The sequence below is a fragment of the Streptomyces rimosus genome, assembly GCF_008704655.1.
GTDB lineage: Bacteria > Actinomycetota > Actinomycetes > Streptomycetales > Streptomycetaceae > Streptomyces > Streptomyces rimosus.
Genome location: NZ_CP023688.1, coordinates 859,078 through 881,227 on the forward strand (window position 1 = coordinate 859,078; position 22,150 = coordinate 881,227).

23 protein-coding genes and 2 pseudogenes are annotated in these 22,150 nt (G+C 69.9%); 10 read left to right on the forward strand and 15 right to left on the reverse strand.

Going from position 1 to position 22,150, the window contains the following annotated elements; all coding sequences use genetic code 11:
- Nucleotides 1–142 precede the first annotated feature (142 nt).
- Together CP984_RS03450 and CP984_RS03455 are read right to left on the reverse strand one after the other, a co-directional pair.
- Nucleotides 143–1,207, reverse strand: coding sequence for a hypothetical protein (locus CP984_RS03450; RefSeq protein WP_003985721.1), 1,065 nt, complete (start codon nt 1,205–1,207; stop codon nt 143–145).
- A 142-nt stretch (nt 1,208–1,349) separates the two neighbouring features.
- Nucleotides 1,350–1,883 carry a LuxR C-terminal-related transcriptional regulator gene (locus CP984_RS03455; protein WP_226048601.1) on the reverse strand — a complete coding sequence of 178 codons (534 nt, stop codon included), beginning with the start codon at nt 1,881–1,883 and terminating at the stop codon, nt 1,350–1,352.
- Between the two features lie 41 nt (nt 1,884–1,924).
- Here CP984_RS03455 and CP984_RS03460 point away from each other — a divergent pair.
- Nucleotides 1,925–2,244 (forward strand): annotated as a pseudogene (locus CP984_RS03460) (IS30 family transposase); the annotation flags it as partial.
- A 294-nt stretch (nt 2,245–2,538) separates the two neighbouring features.
- Nucleotides 2,539–3,564, forward strand: coding sequence for a hypothetical protein (locus tag CP984_RS03465; protein ID WP_003985719.1), 1,026 nt, complete (start codon nt 2,539–2,541; stop codon nt 3,562–3,564).
- Here CP984_RS03465 and CP984_RS03470 read toward each other — a convergent pair.
- Both CP984_RS03470 and CP984_RS03475 read right to left on the reverse strand, forming a co-directional pair.
- Nucleotides 3,543–3,725 carry a hypothetical protein gene (locus CP984_RS03470; RefSeq protein ID WP_003985718.1) on the reverse strand — a complete coding sequence of 61 codons (183 nt, stop codon included), beginning with the start codon at nt 3,723–3,725 and terminating at the stop codon, nt 3,543–3,545. The two genes, CP984_RS03465 and CP984_RS03470, sit on opposite strands and share 22 nt — an antisense overlap.
- A 786-nt stretch (nt 3,726–4,511) precedes the next feature.
- Nucleotides 4,512–4,970 (reverse strand): hypothetical protein, encoded by a 459-nt coding sequence (locus tag CP984_RS03475; RefSeq protein WP_003985717.1) that lies wholly within the window; start codon nt 4,968–4,970, stop codon nt 4,512–4,514.
- Between the two features lie 391 nt (nt 4,971–5,361).
- On the opposite strand from CP984_RS03475, the pseudogene CP984_RS03480 reads away from it, so the two are divergent.
- The 4 genes and pseudogenes from CP984_RS03480 to CP984_RS41885 all read left to right on the forward strand — a co-directional run.
- A pseudogene (locus tag CP984_RS03480) lies at nt 5,362–5,693 on the forward strand (transposase); the annotation flags it as partial.
- Nucleotides 5,694–6,372: 679 nt separating this feature from the next.
- Nucleotides 6,373–6,720 carry a hypothetical protein gene (locus CP984_RS03485; protein WP_003985715.1) on the forward strand — a complete coding sequence of 116 codons (348 nt, stop codon included), beginning with the start codon at nt 6,373–6,375 and terminating at the stop codon, nt 6,718–6,720.
- A 213-nt stretch (nt 6,721–6,933) separates the two neighbouring features.
- Nucleotides 6,934–7,410: a hypothetical protein gene (locus CP984_RS41880; RefSeq protein ID WP_003985714.1), complete on the forward strand. Its 477-nt coding sequence runs from the start codon at nt 6,934–6,936 to the stop codon at nt 7,408–7,410.
- A gap of 579 nt (nt 7,411–7,989) precedes the next feature.
- Nucleotides 7,990–8,361, forward strand: coding sequence for a hypothetical protein (locus CP984_RS41885; protein ID WP_226048602.1), 372 nt, complete (start codon nt 7,990–7,992; stop codon nt 8,359–8,361).
- Nucleotides 8,362–8,603: 242 nt separating this feature from the next.
- Here CP984_RS41885 and CP984_RS03495 read toward each other — a convergent pair whose 3' ends face one another.
- The 5 genes from CP984_RS03495 to CP984_RS03525 all read right to left on the reverse strand — a co-directional run bounded on the left by CP984_RS03495 (nt 8,604) and on the right by CP984_RS03525 (nt 13,868).
- Nucleotides 8,604–9,011: a nuclear transport factor 2-like protein gene (locus CP984_RS03495; protein WP_003985713.1), complete on the reverse strand. Its 408-nt coding sequence runs from the start codon at nt 9,009–9,011 to the stop codon at nt 8,604–8,606.
- A gap of 693 nt (nt 9,012–9,704) precedes the next feature.
- Nucleotides 9,705–10,406 carry a hypothetical protein gene (locus CP984_RS03505; RefSeq protein WP_003985712.1) on the reverse strand — a complete coding sequence of 234 codons (702 nt, stop codon included), beginning with the start codon at nt 10,404–10,406 and terminating at the stop codon, nt 9,705–9,707.
- 236 nt (nt 10,407–10,642) lie between these two features.
- The gene (locus tag CP984_RS03510) at nt 10,643–11,098 is read right to left on the reverse strand and encodes a lamin tail domain-containing protein (protein WP_003985711.1); all 456 of its coding nucleotides are present in this window, start codon (nt 11,096–11,098) and stop codon (nt 10,643–10,645) included.
- Between the two features lie 596 nt (nt 11,099–11,694).
- Nucleotides 11,695–12,462, reverse strand: coding sequence for an IS5/IS1182 family transposase (locus CP984_RS03520; RefSeq protein WP_030191976.1), 768 nt, complete (start codon nt 12,460–12,462; stop codon nt 11,695–11,697).
- A gap of 164 nt (nt 12,463–12,626) precedes the next feature.
- On the reverse strand, nt 12,627–13,868 hold the full coding sequence (locus CP984_RS03525) for an IS701 family transposase (protein WP_003987480.1): 1,242 nt from the start codon (nt 13,866–13,868) through the stop codon (nt 12,627–12,629).
- 199 nt (nt 13,869–14,067) lie between these two features.
- Here CP984_RS03525 and CP984_RS03530 point away from each other — a divergent pair, with 199 nt between their 5' ends.
- A complete protein-coding gene (locus CP984_RS03530; RefSeq protein WP_226048603.1) occupies nt 14,068–14,799 on the forward strand; it encodes a hypothetical protein in 732 nt (243 codons plus the stop codon).
- A gap of 1,086 nt (nt 14,800–15,885) precedes the next feature.
- Nucleotides 15,886–16,299, forward strand: coding sequence for an STAS domain-containing protein (locus tag CP984_RS03535; protein WP_226048604.1), 414 nt, complete (start codon nt 15,886–15,888; stop codon nt 16,297–16,299).
- A 148-nt stretch (nt 16,300–16,447) separates the two neighbouring features.
- Here the strand turns inward: CP984_RS03535 and CP984_RS41890 are convergent, their stop codons facing one another.
- Nucleotides 16,448–17,206, reverse strand: a complete 759-nt coding sequence (locus tag CP984_RS41890) for an ANTAR domain-containing protein (RefSeq protein WP_324604675.1) — start codon at nt 17,204–17,206, stop codon at nt 16,448–16,450.
- Between the two features lie 1,154 nt (nt 17,207–18,360).
- On the opposite strand from CP984_RS41890, the gene CP984_RS03550 reads away from it, so the two are divergent.
- Complete coding sequence (locus tag CP984_RS03550) at nt 18,361–18,822, forward strand: lamin tail domain-containing protein (protein WP_003987177.1); 462 nt, start codon at nt 18,361–18,363, stop codon at nt 18,820–18,822.
- Nucleotides 18,823–19,035: 213 nt separating this feature from the next.
- Entirely contained in the window at nt 19,036–20,319 is a 1,284-nt protein-coding gene (locus CP984_RS03555) for a S1C family serine protease (protein ID WP_226048605.1), read from the forward strand.
- Here the strand turns inward: CP984_RS03555 and CP984_RS42925 are convergent.
- The 5 genes from CP984_RS42925 to CP984_RS03565 all read right to left on the reverse strand — a co-directional run bounded on the left by CP984_RS42925 (nt 20,249) and on the right by CP984_RS03565 (nt 21,825).
- Nucleotides 20,249–20,470: an asparagine synthase-related protein gene (locus CP984_RS42925; RefSeq protein WP_391878551.1), complete on the reverse strand. Its 222-nt coding sequence runs from the start codon at nt 20,468–20,470 to the stop codon at nt 20,249–20,251. The two genes, CP984_RS03555 and CP984_RS42925, sit on opposite strands and share 71 nt — an antisense overlap.
- A 2-nt stretch (nt 20,471–20,472) precedes the next feature.
- On the reverse strand, nt 20,473–20,670 hold the full coding sequence (locus CP984_RS42930; protein WP_003987535.1) for a hypothetical protein: 198 nt from the start codon (nt 20,668–20,670) through the stop codon (nt 20,473–20,475).
- Nucleotides 20,667–20,858 carry an asparagine synthase-related protein gene (locus CP984_RS42935; RefSeq protein ID WP_003987534.1) on the reverse strand — a complete coding sequence of 64 codons (192 nt, stop codon included), beginning with the start codon at nt 20,856–20,858 and terminating at the stop codon, nt 20,667–20,669. Before CP984_RS42935 ends, CP984_RS42930 begins: the two co-directional genes overlap by 4 nt.
- Before the next feature lie 77 nt (nt 20,859–20,935).
- The gene (locus CP984_RS42940; protein WP_199820223.1) at nt 20,936–21,127 is read right to left on the reverse strand and encodes an asparagine synthase-related protein; all 192 of its coding nucleotides are present in this window, start codon (nt 21,125–21,127) and stop codon (nt 20,936–20,938) included.
- A 200-nt stretch (nt 21,128–21,327) separates the two neighbouring features.
- Nucleotides 21,328–21,825: a hypothetical protein gene (locus tag CP984_RS03565; RefSeq protein ID WP_053799566.1), complete on the reverse strand. Its 498-nt coding sequence runs from the start codon at nt 21,823–21,825 to the stop codon at nt 21,328–21,330.
- Nucleotides 21,826–22,150: the final 325 nt, after the last annotated feature.

Consider the following 22,150-nt stretch of genomic DNA (forward strand, 5'->3'; position numbering starts at 1 on the left):
ACGCGGTCCTCCATCAGAACCGGCCGGGCCGCCCGTAGCGCTATCCGCCCATGGTCCCCCACCCGGTCAGCGGTCCTCTACTACTGCACGCTGCGGCACGGACGGCCACGAAGCATAGGTAAAAGCGAAGCCAAAGCTCCTGTCAGCTCGGGGGATCCTTCGGTGCGGGTACGGCGCCGGCGGTTTCCGGCACGATCTCGGGCTGCTCGGCCAGGTTCCGGCGGGCTGCGCCGATGGCGACTGCGGCCAGTACGAGGGCGCCTGCCCCGAAGACCGCGTTGCCAGCCAATCCGATGGCCGGCGGGACACCCATGTCCGCCGCGTGGGTGAAGCCCAGCCAGACGTAGGTCAGCAAGGCGCCGACGGCCACCGCGACACGGTGGCGGCTCCCCCAGCCACGGCGGCGCGACCAGCGGCTGCCGGCAGTCACGGCCGCCACGGCCAGTGCCGACCAGAGGACGACCAGGAGCCAGTCGGAGACGCGGTCCCGCAGCAGCGACTGGCCGGCCCAGTAGGCGCTGGTCAGGAGGAAGGCCACTCCGCCCACCTGCCACGGGCCGGGAGCAGGGGCGGGGGCACGGGCCGGGCGCCTGAGTCCGCGGCCGGTGTGGAAGGCCACGACGACCAAGCCGACGATCATGACCGTGCCGGTGGACCACTGCCATGCCGAGGCCAGGAACCGGTCATTGTAGAGATATTGCAGGCAGGCCAGGAACAGCGAACCGGCAGCGAACACCAACACCGTCACACTCATGCCCGGCCGCCCCAGCCAGGGCCGCCGCGGGTCACGGCTGAAAGCTTCGACGAGCGCGATCGGTACGCAGATGCTCCAGATCATGTGCATCGAGACGACGTCCTGGAGCAGGGACAGGCTGGTGCCCAGCAGTGGCACGTGGGTGCCCGCGTAGACGAGGCCGAAGTCGGCCGTACCGTAGTGGGGATTCCACAGCATCTGGTCGACCGGCCCCTCCTCGAACAGCCCGTAGGCCGCCGCGAGCAGCAGCATCGTCGGCCAGCCGCGTCCGGTGCGCCGGGCGATTTCCCTGATGAGCAGGGCTGCGCACCCGTACAGCGGAAGATAGAGGAACAGCGCTCCCAGGTCGCTGATCGGCGTGTTGCCCAGGAGGTACTCGCCCACCAGCGGGGCCAGGAGGACCAAGGCGAAGGCTGAGCGCCACCGGTGCGGCGTTTCCCGGACATCGTGCATGCGTACGACGCTAAATCGGCCCCCTGACCTGCGCCTCTGCCATCCGGCCAGAGGTGTCGGCCACCTGGCCGGACGGCCTGCGGGAAAGCCGGGCAGCCCGATGGCAGCACACCCGCGAGCCGGCCGCCGGCCGCCCGGTGCGCTATTCGGCTTGCGCGTCGTGGGCCAGCAGGGCCAGCTGGATGCGGTTGTCGAGGTCCAGTTTGGTCAGCGCACTCGACAGATGGGCCTTGACGGTGCCGGTCGACAGGTGCAGCCGCTGTCCGATCTCGGAGTTGGACAGCCCTTCGGCCACCGCGCCGGCGATCTGGCGTTCCCTCTCGGAGAGTACGGCGAGCCTGCGCCGTGCCTGCTCGGTGCGGGCGCCGGCCCCCGCCGCGGCATGGTCGATCAGGGCGCGTGCCGCCGTGGGGGAAAGGGCCGGTGTGCCGCGGGCTGCCTGGCGTACCGCGTCGACGATCTCCTCGGGCCGGGTGTGCTTGAGCAGGTAGCCCGCGGCCCCCGCACGTACGGCCTCCAGGATGAGGCCGTCGGTGTCGAAGGTGGTCAGCACGATCACCTGGGGCGCCTGGTCACCGCCGGCCACGGCGCGGGTCGCGGCGATGCCGTCCATGCCCGGCATCCGGATGCCCATCAAAACGACGTCCGGGCTGTGCCGCCGAACGGCCTGGGCCACGCCCGCGCCGTCCTCCGCACCTCACCCGCAGTCTCCTCGGCATCCCGCCCCCTCCGCGGCGGACGCTCACCTGGGACCGGGGCAGGGAGATGGCTGAGCACCAGGCCATCACCGCACGGACCGGGATGCCGATCTACCTCTGCAAGCCACGCAGCCCGTGGCAGCGCGGCACCAACGAGAACACCAACCGGCTGCTTCGGCAGTACCTCCCCAGGGAGCGGACCTCCGCACGTTCAGCCAGACCGATCTGGACACCATCGCCCACGAACTTAACCATCGTCCACGCAAGACGCATGGCTATCGCACTCCGGCAGAGGTTTACGCTGACCTCCTGAACAGCGGTGATGCGCTGACCGCTTGAGCTCGGCACCGCTAGGCGCCTGGCTAGTGTTCGAGGACGAGGCCGGATCCGTGATGACTCCGTCCACCGCCCGCCCTTGTTCCCGGTGCGATCGAACCCCTGTCGTGCGGGCCTGCGCACGCTCCCGTCGGCGCCTGCCGGTCGCGCTTGGGAGCCGGTGTCACGTCCGTGGACGTGCCGCGATGCGTCATCGCTCGATGCCGCAAGACTTGAAACTGACGCAGCGGCAACGTGGACGATCGCTTGGTACGGCACGTACGGCTCACCCAGCGATCCCATCCGGAGGCACCTGTCATGCTGCGCGGCAAAGGCATTCACTACGACACCGGCACCTTCCCCAACGGCGACACCTCGCGCCCCGTCTTCGACCCACGGGACGCCGAACGGGACATACAGGTCGTCGCCGAAGACCTGCACTGCACCGCAGTCCGCATCACCGGCGGCGACCCCGACCGGATCGAGACCACGGCGCGGTACGCGGCGCAGGCCGGACTGGAGGTCTGGTTCTCACCGTTCCCCTGCGAGCTGACCAACGCCGAGATGCTGCCCCTGTTCGCCGACTGCGCCGAGCGGGCGGAGCGGCTGCGGCGCGACGGCGCCGAGGTCGTCCTCGTCACCGGCTGCGAACTCAGCATCTTCGCCCGCGGCTACCTGCCCGGCGACATCTTCAACGAGCGCGTCCCGGTGCTGGCGGGCCCCGGCCGCGAAGCCGCACTCCGGGGCATCCCCGACAAGGTCAACACCTTCCTGGCAGAGGTCGTCGACACCGTGCGGCCGCTCTTCGGCGGTCGCATCAGCTACGCCTCCTGCCCCCTGGACGGCGTGGACTGGACCCCGTTCGACATCGTGGGCCTGGACGCCTTCCGGGGGCAGCGCAACGCTGCCACCTACCGGGCCGACCTGCGCGCGGAATGCGCCCGAGGCAAGCCCGTCGCCGTCATGGAGGCCGGCTGCTGCACCTACCGGGGAGCAGGAGACCACGGCGGCGCCGGCTGGTACATGGCCAAGGAAAGCGACGGCATCACCCTCAGGCCCGGCCTCGTGCGCGACGAGGGCGAGCAGGTCAGGTACCTCGAAGACCTCATGACCGTCTTCGAGGAGGTAGGCGTCGACTCGGCCTTCTGGTTCAGCTTCGCCGGCTTCAGCACGCCCCACCGGACGACCGGGCCGGACGAGGATCTCGCCTCCTACGGCATCGTCAAAATACTGGATGAACACAGTGATTACCCCGTCAGCCAGCGCACCTACCCGGATATGCCCTGGGAACCGAAGGAGGCGTTCCACGCCCTCGCCAGACGCTACGGAGCAGATGGCAAGTAGAGCAGATCCTGCTGCCGGGCACGCAGGAAGCCGGCCAGCAACACAGCCGTGTGCGCGTAGGCCTTCATCGACTTCGGATCCATACGGCCCATCGCCAGACGGCGGAACCAGGAGCACAGCGGCTCCACCGGACGCATCGCCTCGCCCAGGAGCAGCGGCATCCCGCCGGTACCCGGCGACGCTCGAACAGCGACCGCAGCTGGCCGTGGTCAAGGCCGGCGACTTCCCCGGCCCACCAGACCTTCCGCTTGTCAGTGAAGAACAGCAGCACCTGGCCTCCCTGAACCCGCCCGCCACACGGCTGGCAGCAGCTTCACGGCAGCAAGGCCGTTATCAAGCACCTGCGGTGAAACACATTCTCGTGTTGGCAGAACCGTCGGCCTTGGCCTCAAAGCTCCACCCCGGGCCGGTGCGAACCTGGCTGGCGGGGCGGGCCCGCGCGAGGTCGGCGGGCAGCGGGAACGGCGGCACGTACCAGCCGTACCCGTGGTCGAGTCGGCCCGGTCGCCGTGCCGCCTCAGACCACTCCGCCGCACCACAACAACCAGATCAGCCTGGACATCCGAGCCATGTTCGTCCCTCAGAGCTCTGCGTAGGCTGACACCGTTGCATCAGCCTCGCCAGGGTCGCAAGGACCACTGGGGCACCACAGTGTCTCCGTAGCCGCGGCCGCGGTATCCGCCTCGGCCCGGCGAGACGTCCGAAGTGGGCCCGCCCCACTGGCGGGGATGCCGTTCACGTGAGGTGGAGGGTGGCCAGGGCAGTGGTCCAGTCGGTGGAGATGGCCTGCTGGACCCGACCACGAACGGCTGCCCGAGATGAGCGAATCACTGATCACCTGGGCCTGCATCACCCTGATGACCCGGCGGCTGACCCGCCGCCAGGCCCGGCCCGCCGAACGCCGCGACGCCGCCCACGGCTACGTGATGACTCAGGCCCGCCTGATCTCATCTGGATGCGCCGCCGGCCCCTCCCGCCTGCGGCCCGGGCCCTTTTCCCCGCCCCGCCGGACGCATCCGCTCCACCCAGGCGAACCCCGCCAGGATCTGCGCAGGGGACAGCCCCGTCTCCTGTTCCAGGACGCGCGGGCTGACGCCTTGCGGATGCTTCATCACCGAACGGACGATCTTGCCTGCCCACAGCTCCTCGCGGACGAACGGCTGTCGGCCGAACCGTTCCTGGATCTTCTCCAGGCACTCCGGCGAGCAGAGCATCACCAACCGCTTGCCGTCGTTCGTCGGGTCCTCATAGATCGCTGAGGAGTCCGGCAGCGCCGCCAGCAGCGGATCGTCCCCGTCGAACAGGTCCGGCTCCATGATCTTCCCGCACTCGTCGCAGTCGATCAGGCCCACGAAATCGTCGTCGTCTTCATCGGCGAACTCGTCATCGGGTAAGTCAGGTTCCATACCTGGAGCCTGCCCCGCCGGTGGGTTCCGTATCGGCCGTCTCCCACGGCGGCCGCAGGCTCGGGTGCGGCCCCGGCTGCGTACTCATCCCGTCACAGGGCACCGGGGCCTGACCCGCACACCCCATACCGGCGCAGGCCGCAACCGAGCCTAGTGCCCCCGCAGAAGGCGACAGCACCAAGGGCCTCACCGACACGCCAGCCCGGACACTGACCGCAGCCAGCTTCAAGATCCACATCAGGGCTTCAGGCACAGACTGTAAACTTGTTCCTTAACCACGGATCTGGTCGTTCGGTGACTCTCCGAAGTGATGGACGGGTAGGTGGCCCGTCCTCCTCATGGCCCTGAACCCTGTCTCTAGGTAAGCGAGTTCGTGGTGGAGGCCGTGGGGATGAGTGAGCTGGTGTGGGCCGGCGGACGGGAGGCCCTCGCAGAACTGTCGCGCTTCCGGACGGCTTTCTATGAGTGTCTGTCCGCGCGGGCTTATGCGTTCTTCGAGCTGACCGACGCGTTGCGGTGTGTGGACGGCCCGACGCGGACGCCGGTGGAGCTGTCACTGCTTGCCGAACACCAGCGCGGCTACGGCTCGCTGTACGGCGCCCTCAATCACGGCCGGCTCGACACCGAGGCCCTGCGTGACCTGCTGGCATCGCTGCCGATGCCGCGCTTCAAGGGATGGATCGTGCTCGCCGTGGGCGTCTCCCCTGGCTGCGCTCGGACGCGGCTTTCCCCCAGGCGCTCGTCGAGAGCTTCCGAGTGCTCCCCGTGTTACCGGAAAAAGAACCCGGTCGAAAAGGTGTGCCCCGAATTGATGCGCGGTCCGCCTCCAGGGCGAACATCGCAGCGGCCCAGACGGGAAATATCAGCAGTACCAGCACGCTGGTCAGCAGGACGTTCCACGTGCCCGGAGAATGCCAAGCCCCGGCTTCACATGACACCGCCGGTGTACGGCGCGTGCATGGCGCGAAAACAGTGCACTGTATACGTCAAGATTTTTCCATGGCCTGGCCAGCTCACGAATGTGTGCCCGCCGAAGGACCAGCCGGAAAGCGCCGGAGCCGGACAGAAGCCGGTGTTCGATTTGCGGAATGTTGACGTCGCCATGCGAACCCCCCGCAGGTGACCGCACCTCTCCAGAAGCAGCTGTCCATGGACATCCTTCCATCCGCTTCATCCGCGTCGAACAAAGGCTGCCGATGTCTTCGCCCCTGCTCGGGTCCGTGTACGGGCCGGCCGACCCCGAACCGCCCACCGTCGCGCCGCCCGACGGCCCCGCCATCTACCGGAGCGCCCCCGCGGCATCGCCCCGTACCCTGCTCGACGTGCTGGACGCCACCGCGGCGCGCCACCCCGACGCCGTGGCCCTCGATACGGGTGACACCCGGCTCGACTACCGGTCCCTGTGTGCGCCGAGTCCGAGCGGCGGGCACGGGCGCTGGTCCGGTGCGGGATCGGGCCCGGTGACCGGGTCCTGCGGCTGGCCGAGCCCGGACCGCGCCGCATCTTCGACGACCGAGTGTACGTACGCGGCGCCTGCACCCTGCACGCCCTGCGGCTCACCCTCGACGGCGACGCGCGGTTCTTCGCGCTGCTGCGCGGCTGGCACGACGCGCACCGCGGCGGGAGCTGCGATACCAAGACGTTCCTGGCCCACGCCGAGGCGGTCGCCGACCGGCCCGTACGGCCGCTGCTGTGCCGATGGCTCTCCGAGCCACGGCTGCCGCCGCTCCCGCCAAGGCCGTCCCACTGAGCCCGATCCCCGGCGGAGCCGAAGACCGGTCGATTCCACCTGGCGGCGGGACGACCGGCACGGCCCTCCTGCCACCCGCACGATGGAGCGAGAATCCGTACGCATCGGAAGGAGCCGTATGGACGCGCCTCGCACCGACGGCACACCTGGTACAGACACACCACGCATGGCCGCGCCGCTCCCCCTCTTCGGGTGGCTCCGTCCAGTCCCGCCGTGGTCGCCCTCGCCTATGCACTGATCCAGGTCATTCTCGTACTGCCGCACACCCGCGACGGGCTCGGCTGGGACGAGACGGTGTACGTTTCCCAGAGCGACCCGCGCACACCAGCCGCCTACTTCAGCGCCCCGCGCTCACGCGGCATCAGTTTCCTGATCGCACCGATCCTCGCCGTCTCGCCCTCCGTCACCCTGCTGCGCACGGTGCTGGCGCTCGCCTCGGCAATGGCTCTGTACGGCGCGTTTCGCGTGTGGACGCCGCTGCTCGGCCGTCGTACGACCGCACTCGCCGCATCGCTGTTCGCCGGCTTGTGGACCACCATGCTCAACGGCTCCCAGGTCATGCCCCAATTTGTGGGAGGCACTGGCGGTCGTCGCGGCGGTCGGATGGTTCCTGCGGGCCCCCGCGGAACCGTCCGCCCGGTGGTGGCTGGCCGGCGCCATCGGCCTCGCGATACTCCTCCGCTTTCCTGATGGCTGCTGGCTCGCCCTGCCGCTCCTGGCGACGGCCATCTGCGTGCGCACGTACCGGACCGCCGCTCCCGCAGTGATCGGAGGAGTCGCGTCCGGCAGCGTCCAATGGGTCGTGGAAGCGTATATACGCTTCGGCGGAGTCGGTGAACGGCTGCACCTGTCCAGCGCCACCGAAGGCGGCATGGGGCCCGGGAACGGTTTCGCCTCCGGCGTCGCAAGCGCCTTGCACAGCCTCAACGGGCCGCTTCTCTGCCGCCCTTGCGACGTCCCACTGCACGCCCCCGCGCTCGTCCTGTGGTGGCTGGCCCTCCCCTTGCTCACAGCAGCGGCGCTGGCGTCCACCGCGCGCCGACGCCACAGACTCGCCCTCACCGCCCTGCCGGTGGCCTGCTGCGCTTCCTGGCCTTCCCCTACCTCTTCCTCATCGACTATTCCGCGCCGCGCTTCTTCCTGCCCGCCTATGCCCCGCTGGCACCACCGATCGCCACACTGATCGCAGGCACACAACGCGACTCCGGCCAGCGCGCTGCCTCCTTCGCCCGCCTCCCAGGCCGCTCGGCCACCGCAACCGCCATCGGCTTGCTGTTTCTGGCCCACCTGGCGAGCCAGGTCGGCGTCCTCACCCAGACAACGGCCCAGGCAGCCGCCCTCTCTGGACGCTACCGACAGGCCGCCAGCACCCTGCGCCGGCTCGGAGTCCACCCGCCGTGTCTGGTCTCCGGCCCCCACTCACAACCTGTCGGCTACAACCTCGGCTGCGCCTCCGGCGACCTTCAGGGCAACAACCACTCGCTCACCCCGAACGAGCTGCGCCGACGAGCCGCCCGCGAACCCACCGCCGTCCTCACCACCAGCATCAGCGCTCCCCCGCCCGCACTGGCCCAGAACTGGCTTTCACACCCACTTCGCAATACGGGCGGATGGATCGCCTACGTCTCGCTTCCCGAGTAGCGCTTCAATGGCTGCGCCATTCTTGCCGGCCCTGCGGCAGGGTGGCGTTGTGAGATTCGGGGGCAGAATGGCTCCCGGGGCGGACTCCATTGCCGATGTGTTCGTCGCACTGTCGCAGGGAGACCAGCGGCGGTGGGGCGAGTGCTGCTTGCGAGAAACGACACTGAACGGTCGCCGCAGTGCATGGCACCTTTGCGACTGCGCCACCTGCGGGCCCGAGCTCGCCCAGGCGGCGCGAGCGGCTACATCACCGCGTCGGTCTGCAACGGGCCTGCGGTGAAGCGCAGTTCACGAACGCGCACCGGATCCTCGTCGGCGAGGTAGAAGATGTGCGTGAACGGGGCGCGCACCACGCGGTCCGGTTCGCTCTTCTTGGCCATGGTGGCCTCTCCCCGCAGAAGGCGGACACCGTCGCCCGCGGTCCAGAACTCCAGGACCTCGTGCGTGATGACCAGCGGCTCGTCGATCTTGACGAAGAACGCCTTGATGGCCTCGATACCGTGGATGTGCGCGGTGCCGAAGAACATGTCGGTGTCCTCCGTCAACGGCGCGAAACCCTCATCGAACTCCAGCGTGTCGATGGCGCCCATGAACTTCACGACCCACTCGGGCACCGCCGCTGCCTGCGCCGTGTTCGCCACCGCCATCATCCTCGCCCTCACCCTCATGTCTCGAACGAGCTGCCGTCCACCGTAACCCGACGGCCCCGCAGCCGGATCAGCGGATAGCGACCGGGCTGACGGGGGAACCGGCCCCGCCGGTGATGCGCAGCGCCGTGGCCGTGAGAAAGCAGTCGTCCCAGTGGCCGTCGGCGCGGCAGGCCTCGGCGAGGTCTCGAGCTGCCCCATCTCACCCAGCAGCATGCCGCCCCGGCTTGAGCATCGTGACCGTCCGGGTGATCGTGACGCCGCCCAGCCCCCCGTGCGCTGGGTGCCGCCGGCCTCCAGGCGGTCGACGACGAACAGCTCACGGCGGCGCCGGCACAGCGTGCGTTGGGCGGCGGCCACGATGCCGGGACGCTCGATCAGCAGGCAGGGGCCAAGCATCTCCATGGCGCCGGCCGGGACGCAGGCCGAGCGCGAGCGGCAGCCCTGCGCGCACTCCGCCGGTCGCTGCGTCATCGCAGACCACCCCGCCGCACCACAACGACCGGGGCAGGCCCTCCCGCCAGGTACCCGCATAGGCCGACACTCGTGCTCCAGCCTCGTCTGGGCCGCAAGGACAAGGATCACCACAGTGCCTCCGCAGCCGCGGCCTCCTGGGCAGCCACTGCATCCACCTCGGTCCGGTGATGGACTGGTGAGATGTCCGGGCTGGGTGCATGCGACCCACAGTGATGCCGTTTACGTGAGGTGGAGGGTGGCCAAAGCGGTGGTCCAGTCGGTGGCGATGGCCTGCTGGGCCTGGTCAAGGGTGATCTGCCCGGAGCACAGCGACTGGTGCAGCTTGTTCTCCACGGCGTCCTTGGGGTTGTTCGGGCCGCTGCCGGGCGTATGACCAGGAGACGGAGGCTCGACCCACAGGTTCCTGGCATCGTTGGGGTCGCCGCCGAGCTCCAGGGAGACGAGGTGGTCGTACTCGGCGTCGTGCAGGCCCGCGGTGTAGCCGTAGGAGCGGGCGTTCGCGGCCTTCTCGACGCTGGTGACGGACACCGGCGGCCGGATCTTCGAGGTGTAGCCGCCCGTACGGCACACGGTGGTCTTCAGCGTGGCCTGGGTGACGTCCGGGTTCAGCGCACCCGGAGTGCACGAAGCGTCCTGCAGGGGCTGGCCGTGGACGGTGCGGTAGTGACACATACCGGGAGCGGGCTGGGCCTGGACCGTATAGTGCGCCTGCGGGCCCGGCCCCTTCGCAATCAGCGACGCGGCGGCACCGCCGCTCCCGGAAGCGGCCGAGCGGACCGGCGCGGCGCCGGACGCCCCGGCGCTCTCACGGTGCTTGCCGCTGGCGGACCCACCGCCGTTGCCGCCGCTGCAGCCGGTGAGCAGCACAGTACCCAGCAGCACGGCCACCGTCGGCCGCAGCGCAGACGAAGACAGGAACATCGCGGCCTCCGGGAGTGCGGGGACATGACCAGACTGGCAGGCCCCAGCGGTACGGGAAGCCCCCGGGAGCGTGAAGTTTCGGTACCTGCTGTGACTGCGTGGCCTGCTTCCGTCCGTGCATGCTGCGGGGCCAGCGTCCTGGCCCCGCAGCGTGCCGCCGCGCGGGAGTACGGCCCCGGGTGTGCCGCAGCCCCCTCGGCTGCGGCACACCCGGGGCCGGTGCCGGCTCTGGCCTGTTAGCGGTGGTTCCAGTGCTTGGTGTCGACGATGAGGTGGTGGTCGTTGCGCAGGACGGCGGTGTCGCGGTGGTTGTCCCACGCGTAGGTGCGGCGGTCCTGGTAGACGTCGCGCATCGTGTCGTGGCCGCGGCCGGTGTGCACGCGGACCTGCTGGTGGCCTCCCAGGCGCAGGTGGAAGCGGTAGGTGGCGTGGGTGCGCCGGCTGGTCAGCGTCCAGCTGGTGAGGTTGACCGCGTGGCGGCCGGTGTTCTTCACCGTGACCCACTCGGCGTTCAGCGACCGGTTGGAACCGTCGTCCCGTCCGGGACTGTCGGCCTGAACCGCGCCCAGCACGACCGGAGAACGGTGGCCGACCGGCAGCTGGTGGCCGGCGGCCGACGCCGGACCCGCCAGGGCGGTGGCCAGGGCGGCCGATACCGCCACAGCAGCGGCCAGACGCGGTACGAAACGCATCACGTGATCCTCCAGAAGGCCGCCCCGACGTACGGGGCGGGTAGTACCCAAGTGCCGACCGATCGCCGGACGAAGACCACTGTGGAACCACCCGGACGCGGGTGGTTGCCGGTTTGACGGGCCATTACGCAACATGGACCTCTTCATTTCCCCCACGCTCCGCCGCCCCCAGGCGCACACGCCCGGGCGCACGCGCGCCGCCGCACACCGCCCCGGTCACGCCCCACCCCGCCGGAAGGGCCCCCGGCCAAGGCACCGACAGCACCTCCAGACCCGTAAGCCGCACGGGGCACATCTGCCGATCCGGGCAACGCCGGCGGATGCCGGGCCATCTTTGGTGATGCGGGTGGTCGGGCCCGTACGGAGCCTCGGGCAGGAGGCGGTGTGCCGCTGTACATGGCCTGGCGAGGCGCGCTGGGCGATACCGGACTGTGGTGGTCCCAGACCCGCAACGGGACCACCTGGACACCACAACAACAGGTGCTCGGCGCAACATCGATGGAACGCCCGGCCCTAGTACTCCAGTGGGACTTCACCATTCCTGCTGGTCAGACGCGGTCTTTCGAGCCTAAAGGCTGTCCCGTATGGGGTGGGGATTATCCGGTGAGGGCTGTGTTGTGGAGGCGGGCGATGCCCAGGATGGCCTGGTGAACGCCGCTGCCCTTGAGGCGGCAGTCCCGCAGGATCTTCCAGTTCTTCAGGCGGGACAGGGCGTGCTCGACGCGTGCGCGGGCCTTGCGGTGGACCTTGTTCTCGGCTTCCTGCTGCGGGCTCAGGGTTTCCTGCCCGCGTCGACGGCGGTGAGGAATGAGCAGGCCGGTGCCCTGATATCCGCCATCGGCGAGCACCGGAACGCCTCGACAGGCGATGTCGACACCCGACTCGGTGAAGGCCCGGCAGTCGTTACGGCTGCCGGGCAGGGGAGCGCCGACGGCCACGACCAGGCGGCTGTTGGCGTCGATGACGACCTGCAGGTTCGTCGAGTACCGGTAGTTCTTGCTGGAAGCGGCGACGCTGCGGTCCCGGGTGGGAATCAGGGTGCCGTCGACGATGTAGACGGTGTCCTCGCGCTTGCGGCGGGCCGGTGAGATCGCCAGCAGCGGCGCGAGGTGGTCCAGGATCCGGTCCGCGGCCGACTTGGAGATCCCGAACAGCGGCGCGACCTGCCGCAACGTGAGGTTCGTGCGCCAGTACGTGGCAACCAGTAACACCCGGTCCTCCAGCGGCAACCGCCACGGCCGGCCTCGCTGGACGTCACCGCCACGACGACGCACCAGCGCGACCAGGCGGTTGAACTGTGCCGGACTCAGCCCGGTGAACGGCTCGATCCACTTCGGATCGTCTGCTGACATCACCCCACCCATGCCCCGATCAACGTCCCAGCGGCCCCATCAGTTACGGGACAACTTTTAGCGGGCGGACGGTGCCCCGCGGGCCGGTTCCGGGATACCGCGTCAGTCGCGGACACGTCTGCGGTAGTGGCAGGCGCGGGCGATGGCCTGGTGGCGTCTGCGCCAACGGGACCAGGTCAGTGCGCCGCCACCGCGGTGCGCCGGCCAGGGGCGGACAGCAGCCAGCAGACGCCGGACCTCTGCCACGGTGAGCGGGGCCAGGCCGGCTGTGTCGTTTCGGCCGCCCCCTTTTTGACCGCGGCCGCGGCCATGGCGGCGAGAAAGGCGTGCGCGAGCATGGCCAGGGTGATGTGCCGATACCAGCCTGGGTAGCGGCGCACTTCGTACTGGTCCAGGCCGCACTGGCCCTTGGCGGCCTGGAAGCACTCCTCGATCGCCCAGCGGGAGCCGGCGACACCGACCAGCCTTTCAACGGCAGTGCCAACGGGCGCGTAGGCCAGGTAATAGGCGATCTCGTCGGGACGCCTGAGGCTGCGTCGGGCCAGCACCCACCGCTCGTGCGTGGGCGGATCAGGGTCGAAGACGAGGTTGGCGGGCAGCTTCGCCGCGGCCCAGTCGTAGACGCGCGGTCCCTTGGCACCGTCGCCGCAGGACAAGATCTGCCAGGCGTCGTCCGGCGCATCGGCAATGACCTGGTCGATGCGCCAGATCCCGAACAGCGACTTCAGCTGCTGGGACTTGGGCACCGCGAGCACGTAGCCGACCTGGGCCTGCTCGAGCAGGTGACGAAAGCGCCACTCCTGCCCGTAAAGACTGTCGGCGGTCACCCAGGCGATCGGCAGCGACGAGGCCAGCGCCCGCAGGACCAGGGTGTGGGCCAGTTCCCCCTTGGTAGCGAAGCCACGCTCGGCGGGGATGCGGGCGGCCCGGCAGCGGTCCCCATCGTTCATCCACGACTTGGGCAGATACAGCTCCCGGTCCACCAGCGCCCGCCCCCGGCTGGAGGCATAGGCGGCGAAGACGCCGATCTGGCAGTTTTCGGTCCGTCCGGCCGTGCCGGAGTACTGCCGCTGCACCCCGGCCGAGACGGTGCCCTTCTTCACGAACCCGGTGTCGTCGACGATCAGGACGCCGCCCGGGGCGCCGAGCTTCTCGGCGACGTAACTCTGCACGTCATCGCGGAGCTCGTCGGGGTCCCACCGGCTCCACGACAGCAGGTGCTGCAGGCCGTAGGGGCCGTTGTGACCGGCGTACTCGGCCAGCTGCCAGCTGTTCTTGCGGCTCACCGGGCCCAGCAGGCCCCGCACGTAATCCCGCATCCGACGCCGCACCTCGACCCGGCCGAACCTTCCGCTCACCCGCAAGAACAGGTCTTCGAGCTCGGCGCTCCAGCGTCCCGTGACAAAGTCCGCCATCATGCCCCGAGCCTGAGCGTTCCGCCCCGCTGTCCACGACGACATCCCGGAACCGGCCCGCGGGGCACCGTCCGCCCGCTAGGCTCGAAAGACCGCGTCTGACCAGCAGGAATGGTGAAGTCCCACTGGAGTACTAGCCGCCTGGCGCGGCCTGCTCCACCTGGCCTGGCGCGACGAACGCGACCAGGCACTGTGGTGGGCCGTGAGCGACGGATCCAGTTGGAGCCGACCGCGTGCGGTCCCCGGCGCCCACTCCAGCCACTCACCCGCCCTGGTCGCCGGCCACCACGGACTGCATCTGTACTGGAAAGGGCCGGGCGCCGACGAGCGGCTGTTCCACGCCGCCTTCGACGGCCGGTTCTGGATACCCGGGCAGGCGCTGTTCAACGGCTGGCCCATGACCTCCTCACGCCCCAGCGCCACCACCACCCACACCACCCGCACCTGGCTGTCCTTCACCGGCGCAGGCCGCGACCGCACGATTCGCCTGTGCCCCTCCCCCGACGGCACCGTATGGAACCCCCGCAACATCCTGCCCGGACCCCAGAGCGCGGCCGGCTCCTGGCCCTCGGTGGTCGGCCGGAGCGGGGCCGGGCGCGCCGACCGCCTGCTGCTGGCCTGGCCCGACCAAAACGGCGCCGTATGGTGCGCGCTCTCCCAGGACGCCGCCCAGCACTGGTCACAGCCGGCCCCCGTACCCGCCCGCACCCTGCGCGGCGTCGCCTTCGCCGGCTGGGACACGGTGGACGCCTACGCCGCCTGGGCCGTGGCACCGGACGGCGACTACAGCATCTTCTGGGCCGACACCACCGGCAGCACCGTCTGGCGCCATCCGCACACCGGCCATCTGCTGCAGCACGGCCAGGGACGGCTGGACGAACGCGCCTCGCTCAGAGAACCGGCCATGGCCGCCCACGGCCACATGTGGCGATGACCTCGCGACCGTCCCCCGGAGCTCGAACAGATGGAGCCGACCTGGGTGATGTCTCCCGCGTGGCGGGCGCGGCACCAACACTTCACTCCCGCGCTCCGCTGCCCGTTGAGTACGGTCTTCGGGTGGACAACGAGTGGGGGGACGGCGCCAGCACCCGTCCTTTCCCGCCGTCGCCGAGCGCGCAGCCCCTCGATATCTCCAAGCCCACGCCCGCTTACACGGGCTTTCCGGGGCACGGCAGGGTGCATGGCAAAGAGCCGGATGACGGCCGCGGTTGGTTCCGCCTGGTGCAGTCCTGGGTTACGAGGCCGGACAGAGTCCGTCGGCGCAGGGCGCCCGGCCCGGCGCGGCGTCAGTTACACAAAACGATGCTTGCGCAACTGCAGCAATGGACCATGCTGGTTGAGCTGGCGGCGGCACCCGGGTTGTCGCCGAGGCAGCCGGAACCGCGCACAGGCAGGGATTGGAGATCGAGGAGCGCCATCGCGGCCTCCTTGGTGCGGAAGGGCAAGTACGGGGCGAGGCACACAGCACCGCCGGGGCCACTGAAGCGGCCACTGCTCCTGGTAGCGGACAGTGTAAAAAACGATCGCCCCCCAGGATACGGCGATACCGGCCAATCACCGGCCCGCAACCCTCCTGAAAAACCTCGCCGGGCTCCGCCCGGTTCTGCAAGTCCCCATCGGTCCGGCGGTAAGCCGGGTGCTGGCCTGTTTCACCGCACCACCTCATCCTCCGAAATGCTCACGCCCATCGTCTCCTCTCGCTCAGGGCTGCGTCCGTCTGTGCGCGCGGGTTCCGCGGCGGTCGCCGACCACGCCAACCTGCGGGCCGCACTCGATTGCCGCCTCGCCGAACGGAACGGGCTCAGCGTGCTGGAGCTGGCCGGGGCCCTGTGATTCCTTTGAGCCTGTGTCTCTTCCCTGATGTGGATCTGTAGGGCGGTCGCGAAGACGTCGCAGCCACAGGGGTAGAGCGGCGACGAATGGGTATGTCCCCGGCACGGAGCGCGCGTTGTGCCGTTGGGGTCACGACGCTCCCGGAGGTTCGAGGCGTTCGACTCGGCGTATGGAAGGTTAGATCTCGTTGCCCCGACCCGCCCAGTACCACCTCCTGCCGCTTCCCGACGGATCGTGGGAGACGGTCAGCCTCATAGCTGCTGCCATCCGCTGCCGCGCCACCGTGCCGACCGTGATCGTCGATGTGTCGGCAGTAAACCGGATGACCATCGACGCCCTGGCGATCCTGGTCCGCAAGGCCATGCGGCTGCGCTCGGTCGGCGGCGAACTCCTGCTCGCCGGCCCCTGCCCGGCCGTCCGCAAACTGATCGAACGGACTGGAACCGCCCCGCTCCTACGGGCCGTTGCAGGCCGTGCCGCCGCGGTGCGCGCCCTGGCCCAAGACGGCCGCACCTGGCATCAGGTAGACCTGGGCGCCGAGCCCAGCACGCTCTTCCCTGACCTGCCGGAACACCTGGAGCCTTACCCCCGGACCTGGTGACAGGCACGTGAGGCAGCCGGGGGTGCGTGGCTCCACAGCTCACAGCAAGCATCGTTCGACACACCGGTCATGACACCCAATCGAACGGCACCCTCACTATGGTTTTCCAAGGGTTATGACCAGCGGTCCGGTGCGGTATGTGCCCGTGCTACGACAGCAGCCCCCCGAGGCGTCGCCGTCTCAGCCGCTGGGCGGATGTCGCCGGGCAGGGGTCACCGGCCGACTGCGATGCGCCACTGCGGGGCACGCTGTTCCTCGGGGCAGGCCCGGCGTCCGGCTTCGGTGGGGTTTGTTTGGCTTTGGCCACGGCAGCGCCCAGATGCCCGCGGACGTTCTCCGACAGGAGGGGACCGTGAACGCTGTTGACCAGGTCCTCGGCCAGGCGGTGCAGTTTGGTGTTGGTGTTCTGGGACGTGTTGACCAGGGCTGCCCAGGCGGCTTCGGGGGTGAGACTGAAGGTGGCCATCAGAATGCCGCGGGCCAGGTCGATGGCCGGGCGAGTCTGCATGGCACGGCGTAGATGCGTGACCTCCTCGGACCAGTCCTCGGCGGCTCGTAGGTGCGAGGTGTTCGGCCCGTGGATGGCAGGGCCGGTGGCCTGCCGGAGTTCGCAGGCCGGTGCGGTGACCAGTTTGCGGGCGTCGGTCACCTCCAGCAGCCGCTCGACGGCGGGACTGCTGGAGGCGATGGTGACGGTCTTGTTGTGCACCAGGGCGCGCAAACGCGGGCGCAACAGCATGTTGAGCCCGGCGAAGTCGCAGAACGGCACCGCGAGATGAAGGTCGAGATGGCGGACTGTGCGCCGCAGGACGTCGCGCAGTGCGCGCTCGACCAACGGGCTGGAGGGTAAGCCGAGTTCTCCGCGTAGCGCCTCGCCTGTGCGCTCGTCGGCGCACAAGACGCGCACCTCATGGGCCGGGCAGTGCCTACGAGATCGCCACCGGCAAGGTGCTGCGCCACCCGGCCGAAGCTGGGATGGGCCTGACCGTGGCCTCCCTGCTGACCCTGCTCGTCCAGGATGAGGCGGAGCGCACCGCGCAGCCCAACGACCCCTCGCACCACAGCACGGCCTGACGCCACCGGACGCACACCGCACGCCACCCGCGACCGGCACGAGGGCCACTGCCAGCGAGCCGTCAAGGTGCCCCATCATCACGATGCGCCCTTCACCGCCGGCGGGTTCCCGGGAGCGCGGACAGGCGGCGCCGTGCCGTTTCGGCGAACTCGACAGTCAGGGACACGGGAAGACCCTGCCGCAGCGCCTGACCGTCGCCCGCGGTCGCCGGTGAACGGTAGCGCACGGCCCGAGCGGTGATCGAGAACAGCCGTCGGTTCATCGACGCGTGCTCCCAAATCGCCTGCCCCCAGCGCCCGCAGCAGTCTCGAACGCCAACGGGCACCACAGTGCCGACGCCCTCCCGACCGCCCAGGGCACAGTGTTCCAGAAACTGTGTAGCCGTCCGCGTGGCTGCTCTGGCACCGCCGATTTCCCGGGCCGTCGCAGGGCGAAGTCGACTGCACCCGTCCGGCGGAGTCTGCTGCCCACCCAGGCGGGCAGGCGCCCCGCGCACGGGTCGGCTCACTGCCGCACTGACGCTCGGGGACAGCGCACCGTGTCACCGTCCGGTGGGACGGGCGCCCGCACACCGCCCGCCCCACCGGGCCGGTCGGAGCCAGTTTCGATGAAGCGGCCGAGTCCACCTGCGGCGCGGCCATAACACGGGAGCGGCGTGATGGGGCGCTGGCGGACGTTCGGCGCGGTGCCACGCCCGTACGGGAGGCCACACCCCCGGGGGGACAGACTTCCCGGCCTGGTCGAATCCCGCAGCTCAACAGCCTGGGGCGGGCTGGCGTGGCGGGGGCGTGTGATCGTCGGGCGCACGCGGGGGCGTGCACTGCCAGCGCGCCGCGGTTGTGCAAATGTCCGTGTTCTGTAATGAGCAGTCCGATTTTCAACCACGGGGGCGAGGGCGGGCGCACAGTGAAGTCCGCCCGGCACAAGACCGGGCATCGGCTCCCACCGGCCCCGCCCGCGGCGGGGCTGTCCGCAGGAGGTTCGTCATGATCCGCTCCGCTCGTCTGGCCGCCGTCGCGCTCGGCGCGGCCGCCGTGGTCACCGCCGCCGCGCTGCCCGCCTCCGCCACCGGCGCCCACACCCCGCCGGCCGCGTACCGCTCCCCCGTCTTGATCGGCGCGGTACAGGCCGACTCCCCCGGCCGTGACGACGGCTCCAACCGGTCGCTGAACGCCGAGTGGGTCACCGTGAAGAACACCAGCCGCCGCGCGGTCAACCTCGACAACTGGACGCTCACCAGCGAGCGCACCCACAAGACCTACCGCTTCCACCACCTGCGCCTGGCCGGCCACCAGGAGGTGCGGGTGCACACCGGCCACGGACGTGACACCTGGCGCGACGTCTTCCAAAACCGCCGCGACTACGTCTGGGACAACCACCGCGACACCGCCACCCTGCGCAACGACCACCACCGCGTCGTCGACACCAAGCACTGGGGCCGCCGCTGACCTGACCGGGCCGGCTCCCAGCGGCCCCGTCAGCAGGTGCGCCGCTGCCGGACGGGAGCAGCGGCGCACCACACCGCCTGGAAACACATGTTCATGTACCACGGATGGCGGCCGGCCTTGGCCCCGCTGCCTGACAGCAGGAAAATGGCGCTGGCCCGTTCCGAGCACTGTGCGAACGCAGTGCGGCCCGGGCAACGAGCAATGATTCCGACCATGGCGACACACGGCTGTCCGCCCGAACAGCACCGCGTCCAACTTCAGGACGGTGTCATGGTCACCGAGGAATGCGCCCTGTGCGGCTACCGCATCACTTACGGACCGGTCGGACACGATCGCGCATACCCGCCTGCCCGGCCCCCGCTGGCAGGTCCGCGCCGCAACGGCGGTCTGATCGCGGCCGTGCTCGTCGCCGCCCTGGTGGCCGGCGGCATCGGCGGCGGCATCGGCTTCTGGGCCGCCAACCGCAACGACACGAACTCCACGACGGTCTCCGCCTCCGGCGACCCCGAGGCGCTCAACCGCAAGCCCACCTCCGTCTCCGGGATAGCGCAGAAGGCGCTGCCCAGCGTCGTGACCATCGAGGCGCAGGGCGCGACCGGCGAGGGCGGCACCGGCACCGGCTTCGTCTACGACAAGCAGGGCCACATCCTCACCAACAACCACGTCGTCGCGAGCGCCGCCCAGGGCGGCCGGCTGACCGCCACGTTCTCCAACGGCAAGAAGTACGACGCCGAGGTCATCGGCCGGGCCCAGGGCTACGACGTCGCCGTCATCAAGCTGAAGAACCCCTCCGACGCCAACCTGGTGCCGCTCCCGCTCGGCAAGTCCGCGAACGTCCAGGTGGGTGACGCGACGATCGCCATCGGCGCGCCCTTCGGCCTGTCCGGCACGGTCACCACCGGCATCATCAGCGCCAAGAACCGCCCGGTGGCCTCCAGCGACGGCGGCGGTGCGACCCCCTCGTACATGAGCGCCCTCCAGACGGACGCCTCCATCAACCCGGGCAACTCCGGCGGCCCCCTGATGGACGCCACCGGCAGCGTCATCGGGATCAACTCCGCCATCCAGTCCGCGGGCAACGGCGGCGGCGGTTTCGGCGGCGAGAGCCAGTCCGGCAGCATCGGCCTGGGCTTCGCCATCCCGATCGACCAGGCCAAGCGGGTCGCGGGCGACCTGATCAAGAAGGGCCAGCCGGTCTACCCGCAGATCGGCGCCCAGGTCCTGATGCGCGACACCGGCGACGGCGCGACCACCGCCCAGAACGGCGGCGCCGACGGCTCCGCCTCGGTCACCCCGAAGGGCCCCGCCGACCAGGCCGGCCTGAAGCCCGGCGACACGATCACCAAGCTGGACAACACCATCATCGACAGCGGCCCCACCCTGATCAGCACCATCTACCAGCACAAGCCGGGCGACAAGGTGACCCTCACCTACAAGCGCGACGGCAAGGAGCACACCGCCCAGGTAACCCTGGGCCAACGCACGGGCGACAAGTGACGCGCTCGCGCCACACCAGCCGCGCTCCGGCGGCGCGCAGCAGGTTCTTCTCGCGGCCGTCGTAGCTCTTCATCGCCCAGGGGACGTTGAAGGCGTACTGGACGAGCCTGTGGTGACAGTACGGCACGCGCACTTCCAGGCCCTGGGCCATACTCAACCGGCCTTTGGGTGCAGGAGTTGGCGCAGCCAGCGGGTGAGAAACATGTGCTGCATCTCGCGCTGCCGGTGCCCGACAGGAACCTCGTCGTCCAGGTGCGATACGGCAGCCAGCGCGCTGCGGTAGGTGTCGCCGCGAAACTCGTCGACGTGGCAGGCCGAGTCCGTGGTCGAGCGGCATGGCGGCCTCGTCACCGGTGGCCAGCAGCCAGGGCAATGCCATAGCGGCGAGTGCCTTGGCACTGGGACCAGGGGTAGCCGCCGAAGACCTCGTCGGCGGCCTCGCCGGACAAGGCGACGGTGGAATGCCGCCGTATCTCTCCGAAGAGGAGGTAGAGCCAGGTGTCCATGTCGCCGACGCCGATCGGTGAGTCCCTTGCCACGACGACCGCTTTGCGGCACTCGGGTCGAGAACGACCGTCGAGTGGTCGGTGGCGATGAAGGCGCCAGCCCCGGTGGCCTACGGGGTGTCGTGGCCGGCGCGCAGCACGTCGCTGGTGAACTTCCCGGTCTGGTCGCTGTCGTCGACGGTGTACGAGCGGATGCGAGCGTCCGGGCCCCCGTGCAGACGGATTTCGCCGGCGAGCAGAGCAGCCCGGACGGTGGAGTCGATGCCGCCGGACAGCAGGCTGCACAGCGGTACGGAGAGGATCCTTGTCCGCCGCTCGGGTGGGGGCCGGGCTTTGGCGCGCGAGGTTGTCGCCGCTCAGTTCTGTCGTCACGCGATCACCGCCACGGCTGTGCCGTCATCAAGGTTTCGGGCAGCCGGTCCTCCACGGCGGCTGCAGCTTCCTCGGGTGCGGCGGCGGGCGGACACCTGCTCCGGGTGCGCCAGGGAACTCCGTCCGGGTGTTACTGCTGCTCAGCGCGGCGGCGCAGGATCGCGTCGTACACGTCTTCGTCGAGGTAGCCGTGGACCAGTGCGTCGTGCACCTCGTCGAAGGCGCCCGGTGCCGGCAGCGCGGCTCCGTGGTCGGGCAGTCCCACAGGAAGCGTGTCTGGCGGGGCGAAGGGCGGCCAGGTGGCCAGCGCCTCGACGAGGGTGTCCCGGTCGATCTCGCCGGCGGCGTGACGCATGGCGATGTGCAGCGGGCTGCGGCCGGCGCGCCCTTCCACGAGAGGCGGAAGCGCCCGGGCCTTGGCGACCAGGGCGCCGACGGCGACATGGGAGATACCCAGCTTCGCGCCGATGGCGCGGTGAGAGGCACCGGCGTCGGCCGCGGCCAGGGCCGCCAAGGCGGTGCGTTCGTGGGCGAGCGCGGCGCGGGCCTTGTTGGCGATGCGCACCGCCAGTTCGGTGTCGCGGGCCCGGCCGACCGTTTCAAGGGCCTGCTGAGGGGCCGGATTCATGACACTACCTCCTTGGTAACCTTTACTTACCGGAGCTGGTAAGTAAAGGTTACCGGAAGGGGGCGGGACTCGAAGGCGCCTACTGCCTCCCTCTCTGCGGCGCGACCGCGCAATGGTCGCGTTGCAGCGAAACACCTGGCGGGCTCGGCGCGGCCGTCGACGTCCCGTCCGCGGCCGAAGGCGCGTCGGCCCCGGCGGCCCCTGTACGGCATTTTTCGCTCCGCCGGTGACCTCGTCGGTGTTCACACACTGCGGACCTCTTCCGGGACAACGGGGCGGGGTGTAGAACTCGCAGGGCTCACCCGGCGCATCGAACAGGTCGGGC

Bases quoted from the DNA above. Each gene is read 5' to 3' on its own strand.
- CP984_RS03450 (WP_003985721.1), bottom strand. From the start codon at position 1,207: ATGCACGATGTCCGGGAAACGCCGCACCGGTGGCGCTCAGCCTTCGCC.
- CP984_RS03465 (WP_003985719.1), top strand. From the start codon at position 2,539: ATGCTGCGCGGCAAAGGCATTCACTACGACACCGGCACCTTCCCCAAC.
- CP984_RS03470 (WP_003985718.1), bottom strand. From the start codon at position 3,725: ATGCCGCTGCTCCTGGGCGAGGCGATGCGTCCGGTGGAGCCGCTGTGC.
- CP984_RS03475 (WP_003985717.1), bottom strand. From the start codon at position 4,970: ATGGAACCTGACTTACCCGATGACGAGTTCGCCGATGAAGACGACGAC.
- CP984_RS03495 (WP_003985713.1), bottom strand. From the start codon at position 9,011: ATGATGGCGGTGGCGAACACGGCGCAGGCAGCGGCGGTGCCCGAGTGG.
- CP984_RS03505 (WP_003985712.1), bottom strand. From the start codon at position 10,406: ATGTTCCTGTCTTCGTCTGCGCTGCGGCCGACGGTGGCCGTGCTGCTG.
- CP984_RS03510 (WP_003985711.1), bottom strand. From the start codon at position 11,098: ATGCGTTTCGTACCGCGTCTGGCCGCTGCTGTGGCGGTATCGGCCGCC.
- CP984_RS03520 (WP_030191976.1), bottom strand. From the start codon at position 12,462: ATGGGTGGGGTGATGTCAGCAGACGATCCGAAGTGGATCGAGCCGTTC.
- CP984_RS03525 (WP_003987480.1), bottom strand. From the start codon at position 13,868: ATGATGGCGGACTTTGTCACGGGACGCTGGAGCGCCGAGCTCGAAGAC.
- CP984_RS03550 (WP_003987177.1), top strand. From the start codon at position 18,361: ATGATCCGCTCCGCTCGTCTGGCCGCCGTCGCGCTCGGCGCGGCCGCC.
- CP984_RS03555 (WP_226048605.1), top strand. From the start codon at position 19,036: ATGGCGACACACGGCTGTCCGCCCGAACAGCACCGCGTCCAACTTCAG.
- CP984_RS42925 (WP_391878551.1), bottom strand. From the start codon at position 20,470: ATGGCCCAGGGCCTGGAAGTGCGCGTGCCGTACTGTCACCACAGGCTC.
- CP984_RS03565 (WP_053799566.1), bottom strand. From the start codon at position 21,825: ATGAATCCGGCCCCTCAGCAGGCCCTTGAAACGGTCGGCCGGGCCCGC.